Source organism: Ectopseudomonas oleovorans (assembly GCF_029845265.1).
Lineage (GTDB): Bacteria > Pseudomonadota > Gammaproteobacteria > Pseudomonadales > Pseudomonadaceae > Aquipseudomonas > Aquipseudomonas oleovorans.
Genome location: NZ_JAOCLK010000001.1, coordinates 253,367 through 263,321, shown reverse-complemented (window position 1 = coordinate 263,321; position 9,955 = coordinate 253,367). Strand labels below are relative to the sequence as shown.

General features: G+C 62.8%; 7 protein-coding genes. 4 read left to right on the top strand and 3 right to left on the bottom strand.

Annotated features, from left to right (window positions below; genetic code table 11):
- A partial coding sequence (locus tag N5J71_RS01395) for a transposase (protein ID WP_279916157.1) occupies positions 1–716 on the top strand: 716 nt, incomplete at its 5' end.
- 269 nt (positions 717–985) lie between these two features.
- Here N5J71_RS01395 and N5J71_RS01390 read toward each other — a convergent pair.
- Together N5J71_RS01390 and N5J71_RS01385 are read right to left on the bottom strand one after the other, a co-directional pair.
- Positions 986–1,282 (bottom strand): LasR-specific antiactivator QslA, encoded by a 297-nt coding sequence (locus N5J71_RS01390; RefSeq protein WP_341793718.1) that lies wholly within the window; start codon positions 1,280–1,282, stop codon positions 986–988.
- Complete coding sequence (locus N5J71_RS01385) at positions 1,279–1,548, bottom strand: hypothetical protein (RefSeq protein WP_279916156.1); 270 nt, start codon at positions 1,546–1,548, stop codon at positions 1,279–1,281. The genes N5J71_RS01390 and N5J71_RS01385 overlap by 4 nt, the downstream gene beginning before the upstream one ends.
- Before the next feature lie 788 nt (positions 1,549–2,336).
- Between N5J71_RS01385 and N5J71_RS01380 the strand changes: the two genes are divergently transcribed.
- A complete protein-coding gene (locus tag N5J71_RS01380; RefSeq protein ID WP_279916163.1) occupies positions 2,337–3,707 on the top strand; it encodes a multicopper oxidase family protein in 1,371 nt (456 codons plus the stop codon).
- A gap of 41 nt (positions 3,708–3,748) precedes the next feature.
- Positions 3,749–4,225, top strand: a complete 477-nt coding sequence (gene tadA / locus N5J71_RS01375; RefSeq protein WP_116618054.1) for a tRNA adenosine(34) deaminase TadA — start codon at positions 3,749–3,751, stop codon at positions 4,223–4,225.
- Positions 4,226–4,315: 90 nt separating this feature from the next.
- Here the strand turns inward: tadA and mltF are convergent, their stop codons facing one another.
- Entirely contained in the window at positions 4,316–5,785 is a 1,470-nt protein-coding gene (gene mltF / locus N5J71_RS01370) for a membrane-bound lytic murein transglycosylase MltF (protein WP_279916155.1), read from the bottom strand.
- Positions 5,786–5,953: 168 nt separating this feature from the next.
- Here mltF and purL point away from each other — a divergent pair, with 168 nt between their 5' ends.
- The gene (gene purL / locus N5J71_RS01365; RefSeq protein ID WP_279870580.1) at positions 5,954–9,850 is read left to right on the top strand and encodes a phosphoribosylformylglycinamidine synthase; all 3,897 of its coding nucleotides are present in this window, start codon (positions 5,954–5,956) and stop codon (positions 9,848–9,850) included.
- Positions 9,851–9,955: the final 105 nt, after the last annotated feature.

Below are 9,955 nucleotides of genomic sequence, written 5' to 3'. Positions count from 1 at the left end.
CCACCAACTACCTGATCGACACCGAGCACGGCGTGATCATGGATGTAGTAGCGACTCCGGCGCATCGTACCGCCGAAGTCGACTCGACCAGGACGATGGTCGAGCGTGTCGAAGCGCAGTTCGATCTCACGCCGGAACGCCTCATCGGCGATACCGCCTATGGCACTGCCCCGATGCTGGCCTGGATGGTCGAAGAAAAGAACATCGAGCCGCACGTGCCGGTGTGGGATAAGACCGAGCGCAAGGACGACAGCCTCTCCAGTAACGACTTCCACTGGAATCCAGAGACCAATGAATACCGCTGCCCAGTCGGCAAACCGCTACGCAGTGAATGGCGTACCTTCACCCAGCAACGGTCTCGGGTGAGCAAGGCCAACACCATCATCTACCGCTCCAGCAAAAGCGACTGCGCCACCTGTCCGCTGAAAGCGAAGTGCTGCCCCAATACCACATTCCGCAAGATCGCTCGGAGCATCCATGAAGCGGCCCGTGACGTGGCACGACGCATCGCCAAGACACCGGAATACCTCGTCTCTCGTTGCGAACGGAAGAAGGTGGAGATGCTGTTCGCCCACCTCAAACGGATCATGAGACTCGACCGTTTACGACTGCGTGGGCTGACGGGTGCGACTGACGAATTCACCTTGGCCGCGACTGTGCAAAACCTGAGACGTATGGCCCAGCTGCTGCCTCACGGGCCACCGATCACGGGATAGGTGCGCCTGCGGTGAGCGGAAACCCTCGAGTTAACCCTCAGACCTGGGCAAGGAAGCTCTGTGAAACGCCGAAAGGCAACTCGAAGTGGCTTGCAGCCACTTTGACGGCAGGCACATCCGACCGGCCGGCTGCCACTGAACCTACTTTTTCAACAGAATCGGCCGTTCTCGGCCTGTTCTATTGCGCCCGCGTTTTGGGGGCGCCCCAAAAATTTGACGACATGCGACAGTTAGCGCAAGCCGGCAAAGCCGGCTCGCGAACATCAGCTTTACAGCTCCACGGGACGGGGGGGAGCGTACTGGCCGCAGCACCTGGGTGAGCATATGCGCTGGTGGATGCGGCTGAGGAAGCCTACTTCGAAGGCTCTCCGTTCTATCGCGCATGGCAGTAAGTCGCGCTCGGCGATCATTACCGCCCAGAGCCAGCCGCTGCGGGCGTTGTCGAGCCAAGTTTGGGCCAGCTTCACGCCCTGGTTGAACGCTTCCCTGCAGTCGGCAGCCCAGATGATTTCGGCTCCTGGATGGCCATCATGAGGTGGTAGGCATGTCATAACACCCTTGCTCATCTGGCACCTCCTCGCACTTCGGAGAGAGCGCGGCGATAAAGCACGACCATCTCATCGAGCAGATCCAGAGCTGAATAAGCAGCGATCCGCACGCGCAGATCTTCCGGCTGTAGCCCATCTGGTTCAGCCAGTTGATCCAGCAGATTACCGAGCATGACGCCGCGCAGTTCAGCTGCAGCTTCAGAGGCTAGGGGAGATCGTTCGGATTCATGCAGCGGGCTTCGCTGCAGCGGAAAAGGTACAACGCAGGATTCGAACTCAGCCATGGCGCACCTCCTGATCAGAGGTGAACAGCAAAACCTGAAGCCCAAGGCGGAGCTCTCGGGTAAAAAAGGGGTAGCGCATTCCTTATGCTCCTTGGTTCGATTAAGGAGCCACTACCAACCGTTGTCACGCGGATTGGTGGTGGACCGCACGGGGGTGACAACCGGGAACCAAGGGAACCGGCCAGGCAAAAGCCTGCCCCGCACGGCCCACCATAGAAAAGCGATAGCCCAGCACTTGCGTGCCTGCTAATCACTTTTGGCGTTGCCGCGCCCTTGCTCCACGAGTTGTCACGCTCGGTCGTGGGACTTACCACGACGGGCGCACTCTAGCCCGAGGGTTTCAGGATGGCAACCTACTGTGGCGTAGGTGAGATTGAAGACGGGTAACTCCTCGGCCCCTGATTCGGCGACGGCATGTTCGGGCTCGTCTCGGGGGCGGGGTGCGGATAATATGTAGGCTGATTGATGATGGTGTTGTCAGATCCGTCGCCCCGCAAATCGATCTATCCCCCGCGTCAGTAAAAGCTCTGCGCGATTGACGGTAGAGGTGACGGTAAGGCTCATTTCAATTTCAGCCTATCCCTTTAGCCAAGCGGGCTCGGGCGGCTTGTTGATGATCGAGTGGGAGTGATCCCCGGCGTTGTATGAAGAAACCGGCTTAGGCCGGTTCTTTCATGCCTGCAGATCGGTGCTGCGGCAACCCGTCTCTGTTTGCGGACTCGTTTTTCAAGTGATGAAAATGAGAAGATACCGCAATTGAGTATGGCTACAGGTTGCCGAGGATGAAAATGTCGTTTACCCGCAGACAAGTGCTCGCCGGCCTGGGTGGCCTCGGTGTTGCCGGCCTGGGCGCCGGTGGCGTGCGTTACTGGCTGGGGCGCCCGGAAAATGTGGCGACTCACGACTATGAGCTGATCGCTGCGCCGCTTGATCTGGAGCTGGTGCCGGGGCAGGTGACGCCGGCCTGGGCTTATGGCGGACAGGCGCCAGGTGTCGAATTGCGCTGTCGGCAGGGTGAGCGTTTGCGGGTGCGCTTCATCAACAAGCTGGATGTACAGAGCACCATCCATTGGCACGGCATTCGTCTACCGCTGGAAATGGACGGCGTGCCCTATGTCTCCCAGGCACCGGTGCTGCCGGGCGAGTACTTCGATTACGACTTCATCTGCCACGATGCTGGCAGCTTCTGGTATCACCCGCATACCACCAGCGCCGAGCAATTGGGACGCGGCCTGGTCGGGCCGTTGATCGTCGAGGAGCGCGAGCCGAGCGGCTTTGGCCATGAGCGCACGTTGAGTCTGAAGACCTGGCATATCGATGAGCGGGGTGCCTTCACCGAGTTTCTGGTGCCGCGTCAGGCGGCGCGTGAGGGTACGCGTGGGCGCTTGACTACCATCAACGGTGAACCCAGTCCGACTCTCGAGTTGCCGGCAGGGCAGGTGGTGCGTCTGCGTCTGATCAATGTCGACAACACCGTGACCTATCGGCTCAATTTGCCGGGTGGAGAGGCGCGCATCTATGCGCTGGACGGTAATCCGGTGCAGCCGCGCCCCTTGGGCAAGGAATACTGGCTGGGGCCGGGCATGCGCATCGATCTGGCGCTGAGGGTGCCGGCAGCCGGTGAAGCGTTGTCGCTGCGCAATGGGCCGCTGCGTCTGGCGACGCTCAAGGGTGTAGCCACTGGCGAAACGACGGGAAGCTGGCCGCCGCCCCTGCCGGCCAACCCGATTGCCGAGCCGGATCTGGCGCGCGCCGAAACGCTGCGTTTCAACTTCGAGTGGGCGGCGATGCTGTCCGGTAACGTTGAGCGTGGCGGCAGTTACAAGTATTGGCAGATCAACGGTCAGGCCTGGGATATCAATGACAAAACCTGTGCCGAGCGCCCGATTGCCACGCTGAAGAAGGATGGCCACTACATCTTCGTGCTCCGCAACATGGCGCAGTACCAGCACCCGATTCACCTGCACGGCATGACCTTCAAGGTGCTGAGCTCGGATCGACGCAAAATCATTCCCTACTTCACCGACACCTACCTGTTGGGCAAGAACGAGACGGCGCGCATCGCCTTCGTCGCCGACAATCCCGGTGTGTGGATGTTCCACTGCCACGTCATCGACCATATGGAAACGGGGCTGATGGCGGCCATCGAAGTGGTGTAGGGTAGGCGCCGTTTTTCGCCGGCACCCTATGGATTGTTGCAATGAAACGACCGCAGATCATCGACCGCTCGCGTGACGAGCACTTCATGCGCCTGGCGCTGGCGCAGGCGCATCTGGGGGCTGAGCAGGGCGAGGTGCCGGTCGGTGCCGTGCTGGTGCAGGGCGGTGAGGTGGTGGGGCAGGGGTTCAACTGCCCGATTTTGCGTCACGACCCCAGCGCCCATGCCGAGATGGTGGCGATCCGTGCGGCGGCGCAAAGCGTGCAGAACTATCGACTGCCCGGCAGCACCCTGTACGTCACCCTGGAACCCTGCAGCATGTGCGCAGGTTTGATCGTGCATGCGCGGATCGCCCGCGTGGTGTTCGCCGCCAGCGAGCCGCGTGCGGGGGTGGCGATCAGTCAGGGGCAGTTCTTCGATCAGGCTTTTCTCAACCACCGCGTGCAGGTGGAAGGGGGCTTGCTGGCCGAAGAGAGCGGGGCGCTGTTGAAAGCGTTCTTCAAGGCTCGGCGCGCCTGAGTGACGTAGCCCGGATGCAATCCGGGGCAAATGCGGGCTGTCGAACCTCTGCCAGGATTGCGTCTTGCCACTTGGTGCGAGTGGCGCACCCTACAAGGGCGGGGTTTGTTCTTCTTCGGGTTTACGCTTGTCGATGCCGGGCAGGTGAGCGCCGCTTTCAGCCACTTGCGTGCCTTCCAGTTGCGGCTGGGTCACCCAGGTCAGGATGTCGTAGTAGCGGCGGATGTTGCGCACGAAATGCACCGGCTCACCGCCACGCGCATAGCCGTAACGGGTCTTGCTGTACCACTGCTTTTGCGCCAAACGCGGCAGGATCTTCTGCACATCGGCCCATTTGTTCGGGTCCAGGCCTTCGGCCTCGGTCAGCTTGCGTGCGTCTTCCAGGTGACCACCGCCAACGTTGTAGGCAGCCAGGGCGAACCAGGTGCGATCCGGCTCCTGAATGCCTTCAGGCAGTTGCTGATGAATCTGCACGAAGTAGCGGGCACCGCCGTCGATGCTCTGCTTGGGGTCGAGGCGATTGGAGACGCCGACCGACTGCGCGGTGCGTTGAGTGAGCATCATCAGGCCACGCACGCCGGTCTTGGAGGTGGCATTGGGTTGCCACAGCGACTCCTGATAGCCCATGGCAGCCAGCAGGCGCCAGTCCACCTGATTGGCCTGACCGGCCTGGCGGAACATCTTCTCGTAGCGCGGCAGGCGCTGTTGCAGGTGTTGGGCAAAGGTGTAGGCGCCGACATAGCCGAGTACGTCGACATGGCCGTAGTAGCGCTCTTTCAGGCGCTGCAGGGTGCCATTGGCTTCGGCGCGCTCAAGAAAGGCATTGATTTCCTGCAACAGGCTGTCATCTTCGCCAGCGGCCACGGCCCAGCGCATGCTGTTGGTATCGCCCAGGTCGAAGGCTACGCGCACGTTGGGGAAATACACTTGGTTCATCGCCAGCTCGTTGGAGTCGACCAGGGTCAGGTCGATCTGCCCTTCGTCGACCATGCGCAGCAGGTCGACCACTTCCACCGCGTCAGACACCTCGAACGCCAGCTGCGGCTGCTCCAGCTTGAGCGCTTCCAGCTGTTCGGCATGGCTGCTGCCGGCGAGCACCAGAATGCGTTTGCCAATCAGATCTTCAGGCTTGGTCGGGCGGCTTTCGCCCTGGCGATAGATGATCTGCGGAGTCACTTCCAGGTACGGAATCGAGAAGCGCGCCTGGCGCAGGCGCAGGGGTGTGTCGACGAGGCCGGCGGCAGCCATGACCGGGCCGTCGCTGCGAGCCAGGCTGGAAAACAGGCTGTCGAGGTTGTCGGCAGTTTCGATCTTCAGTTCCAGGCCCAGATCGGTGGCGAAGCGTTTGGCCAGTTCGTATTCGAAACCGGTGGCGCCGTTGCGATCCTGGAAGTAGGTGGCGGGACTGTTGCGAGTAACCACGCGCAGCTCACCCTCCGCCTTTACCTGCTCGAGTACGCTGGGCTTGGGGTCTTCGCCACAGCCAGCAAGCATCAGGAGGGTGCCAATCGCCAACAGCCCTGTGGCGCAACGCATGCGTGTCGCAGGTCGTGCAAACATCGGCGCAGTATACGCAAAGCGCAGGCGGCGCCATATCTCGACAGCGCAGCGCTTCTCTGCTAGCGCTCGCCCGTCTCGAAAGCATCCGGTACGGGTGCTGCGAGCGCGGCTTTAGGCTAGAATGCACGGCCTCCAAGTACACACTCTTGCCCAGAGGCTGTCCCGACGATGTTGATTCTGCGCGGCGCTCCCGCCCTTTCCGCTTTCCGCCATGGCAAATTGCTCGAGCAACTGACCAGCAAGGTGCCGGCCGTGACCGGGCTGTACGCCGAGTTCGCGCATTTCGCCGATGTCACCGGCGTACTCGACGCCGATGAGGAGCAAGTGCTGGCCCGCCTGCTCAAGTACGGCCCGAGCGTGCCGGTGCAGGAGCCCAGCGGCAAGCTGTTCCTGACCATTCCGCGTTTCGGCACCATTTCGCCCTGGTCGAGCAAGGCCAGCGACATTGCCCGTAACTGTGGCCTGGCCAAGGTTCAGCGTCTGGAACGTGGTATCGCCTATTACGTCAGCGGCGAACTGAGCGAAGCCGACAGCACTGCCGTCGCCAGCCTGCTGCACGACCGCATGACCCAGCTTGTTCTGAATGCCCTCGAGGACGCCGCCGCGCTGTTCAGTCATGCCGAGCCCAAGCCGCTGACCGCCGTGGACGTGCTCGGCGGTGGCCGCGCCGCGCTGGAACAGGCCAACCTGGATCTGGGCCTGGCCCTGGCCGAGGACGAAATCGACTACCTGGTGAAGAGCTTCAATGACCTGGGGCGCAATCCGCACGACATCGAGCTGATGATGTTCGCCCAGGCCAACTCCGAGCACTGCCGCCACAAGATCTTCAATGCCAGCTGGGACATCGACGGCGAGAGCCAGGACAAGTCGCTGTTCGGCATGATCAAGAACACCTACCAGATGCACAGCGAAGGCGTGCTGTCCGCCTACAAGGACAATGCCTCGGTGATCAAAGGCCACACCGCCGGGCGCTTCTTCCCCAATCCTGAAACCCGCCAGTACGGCGCGGTGCAGGAGCCGGTGCACATCCTGATGAAGGTCGAGACGCACAACCACCCGACTGCCATCGCCCCGTTCCCCGGCGCCGCCACCGGCTCCGGCGGCGAGATTCGCGACGAAGGCGCCACCGGTCGTGGCGCCAAGCCCAAGGCCGGCCTGACCGGCTTCTCGGTCTCCAACCTGAACATCCCCGATTTCCTTCAGCCTTGGGAAAAGCCCTACGGCAAGCCCGAGCGCATCGTCAGCGCGCTGGATATCATGATCGAAGGCCCGCTGGGCGCCGCCGCGTTCAACAACGAGTTCGGTCGCCCGGCGCTCAACGGTTACTTCCGCACCTTCGAACAGGCGGTCAGCAGCCCGCGCGGTGAGGAAGTACGTGGCTACCACAAGCCGATCATGCTCGCCGGCGGTCTCGGCAACATCCGCGAGAACCACGTACAGAAGGGCGAGATTTCCGTCGGTGCCAAACTGATCGTGCTCGGTGGCCCGGCCATGCTCATCGGCCTGGGCGGCGGCGCTGCTTCGTCGATGGCCACCGGTGCCAGCTCGGCCGATCTGGATTTTGCCTCGGTGCAGCGCGAGAACCCGGAAATGGAACGCCGTTGCCAGGAGGTCATCGACCGCTGCTGGCAGTTGGGCGAGGCCAATCCGATCAAGTTCATCCACGACGTCGGCGCCGGTGGTATCTCCAATGCCCTGCCGGAGCTGATCAACGACGGTGGTCGCGGTGGCCGTTTCGAGCTGCGTAACGTGCCCAACGATGAACCGGGTATGGCTCCGCACGAAATCTGGTGCAACGAGTCGCAGGAGCGTTACGTGCTGTCCGTCGATGCGGCCGACTTCGAGCGCTTCCAAGCCATCTGCGAACGCGAGCGTTGCCCCTTCGCCGTGGTCGGCGAGGCCACTGCAGAGCCGCACCTGACCGTCACCGACAGCCACTTCAGCAACACCCCGGTGGACATGCCGCTGGAAGTGCTGCTGGGCAAACCGCCGCGCATGCACCGTAGTGTCAGCCGCGAAGCCGAGCGGGGTGATGATTTCAGCGCCGCCAGCGTCGATATCGAAGAAGCCCTGGGTCGTGTGCTGCATCACCCGGCCGTGGCCAGCAAGAGCTTCCTGATCACCATCGGCGACCGCACCATTACCGGTCTGGTTGCTCGCGACCAGATGGTCGGCCCGTGGCAGGTACCGGTGGCCGATTGCGCCGTGACCGCCACCAGCTTTGACGTCTACACCGGCGAAGCCATGGCCATGGGCGAGCGCACGCCGCTGGCGCTGCTCGACGCACCGGCCTCCGGCCGCATGGCGGTGGGTGAGACCATTACCAACCTGGCCGCTGCACGCATCGAGAAAATCTCCGACATCAAACTGTCGGCCAACTGGATGGCCGCTGCCGGCCACCCCGGAGAAGACGCCCGCCTCTATGACACCGTCAAGGCAGTCGGCATGGAGCTGTGCCCGGCACTGGGCATCACCATTCCGGTGGGCAAGGACTCCATGTCCATGAAAACCCGCTGGCAGGACGAAGGCGTCGACAAGAGCGTGACTTCGCCGCTGTCGCTGGTGATCACCGGTTTTGCTCCGGTGCAGGACATCCGCCAGACCCTGACTCCGCAACTGCGTATGGACAAGGGCGAGACCGACCTGATTCTGATCGACCTCGGTCGCGGCCAGAACCGCATGGGCGCCTCGATCCTGGCGCAGGTCTATGCGCAGATCGGCCAGCAGGTGCCGGACCTCGACGACGCCGAAGACCTCAAGGCCTTCTTCGCCGTGATCCAGGGCCTGAATGCCGACGGCCACCTGCTGGCTTACCACGACCGTTCCGACGGCGGTCTGCTGACCACCGTGCTGGAAATGGCCTTCGCTGGTCATTGCGGTCTGTCGCTGAACCTCGACGCGCTGGCTGATGACAGCTCCGAGCTTCCAGCCGTGCTGTTCAACGAAGAGCTGGGTGCGGTGATCCAGGTACGCCAGGACGCCACGCCAGAAGTGCTGGCGCAGTTCAGCGCTGCCGGTCTGGACGACTGCGTGGCCGTGATCGGTCAGGCCGTGAACAACAGCGACGTCAGCATCAGCTTCAATGGCGAGCCGGTGTTCGCTGGTGATCGTCGTCTGCTGCAGCGTCAGTGGGCCGAGACCAGCTATCGCATCCAGCGTCTGCGCGACAACGCCCAGGGGGCCGATCAGGAATTCGACCTGCTACTGGAAGAAGACAACCCCGGCCTTTCGGTCAAGCTCGGCTTCGACGTCAATCAGGACATTGCTGCGCCCTACATCAAGAAGGGCGTGCGTCCGCAAGTGGCGATCCTGCGCGAGCAGGGCGTCAATGGCCAGGTGGAAATGGCCGCCGCGTTCGACCGCGCCGGCTTCTCCGCCATCGACGTGCACATGAGCGATATCCTCGCCGGCCGCGTCAGCCTTGAAGAGTTCAAAGGTCTGGTGGCATGCGGCGGTTTCTCCTACGGCGACGTGCTCGGCGCCGGTGAAGGCTGGGCCAAGTCGGTGCTGTTCAACGCTCGCGCCCGCGATGCCTTCCAGGGTTTCTTCGAGCGGCGCGACAGCTTCGCCCTCGGCGTGTGCAACGGCTGCCAGATGATGAGCAACCTGCACGAGCTGATCCCGGGTACCGAGTTCTGGCCGCACTTCGTGCGCAACCGCTCCGAGCAGTTCGAAGCGCGCGTGGCCATGGTGCAGATTCAGGAGTCGGCGTCGATCTTCCTGCAGGGCATGGCCGGTTCGCGCATGCCGATCGCCATCGCTCACGGCGAGGGTCATGCCGAGTTCGAGAGCGAGGAGGCGCTGCTGGAGGCGGATCTGTCCGGCACCGTGGCCCTGCGCTACGTCGATAACCACGGCAAGGTCACTGAAGCCTACCCGGCCAACCCCAACGGTTCGCCGCGTGGCATTACCGGCCTGACCAGCCGCGACGGCCGCGTGACCATCATGATGCCGCACCCGGAGCGGGTATTTCGCGCCGTACAGAACTCCTGGCGCCCGGACGAGTGGCAGGAAGACGGCGGCTGGATGCGCATGTTCCGCAACGCCCGAGTGTGGGTGGACTAAAAGCGGTCGCGTAGCGGCCCTCTGCTAACCCTCTCCCGCTTGCGGGAGAGGGTGCCCGAAGGGCGGGAGAGGGAAAGCGGCCGCGCACCAGTCTTCTGACGACCC

What these genes read in the sequence shown, in the direction of transcription:
- purL (WP_279870580.1), top strand. Translation starts at nt 5,954, where the DNA reads ATGTTGATTCTGCGCGGCGCTCCCGCCCTTTCCGCTTTCCGCCATGGC.
- mltF (WP_279916155.1), bottom strand. Translation starts at nt 5,785, where the DNA reads ATGTTTGCACGACCTGCGACACGCATGCGTTGCGCCACAGGGCTGTTG.
- tadA (WP_116618054.1), top strand. Translation starts at nt 3,749, where the DNA reads ATGAAACGACCGCAGATCATCGACCGCTCGCGTGACGAGCACTTCATG.
- N5J71_RS01390 (WP_341793718.1), bottom strand. Translation starts at nt 1,282, where the DNA reads ATGAGCAAGGGTGTTATGACATGCCTACCACCTCATGATGGCCATCCA.
- N5J71_RS01385 (WP_279916156.1), bottom strand. Translation starts at nt 1,548, where the DNA reads ATGGCTGAGTTCGAATCCTGCGTTGTACCTTTTCCGCTGCAGCGAAGC.
- N5J71_RS01380 (WP_279916163.1), top strand. Translation starts at nt 2,337, where the DNA reads ATGTCGTTTACCCGCAGACAAGTGCTCGCCGGCCTGGGTGGCCTCGGT.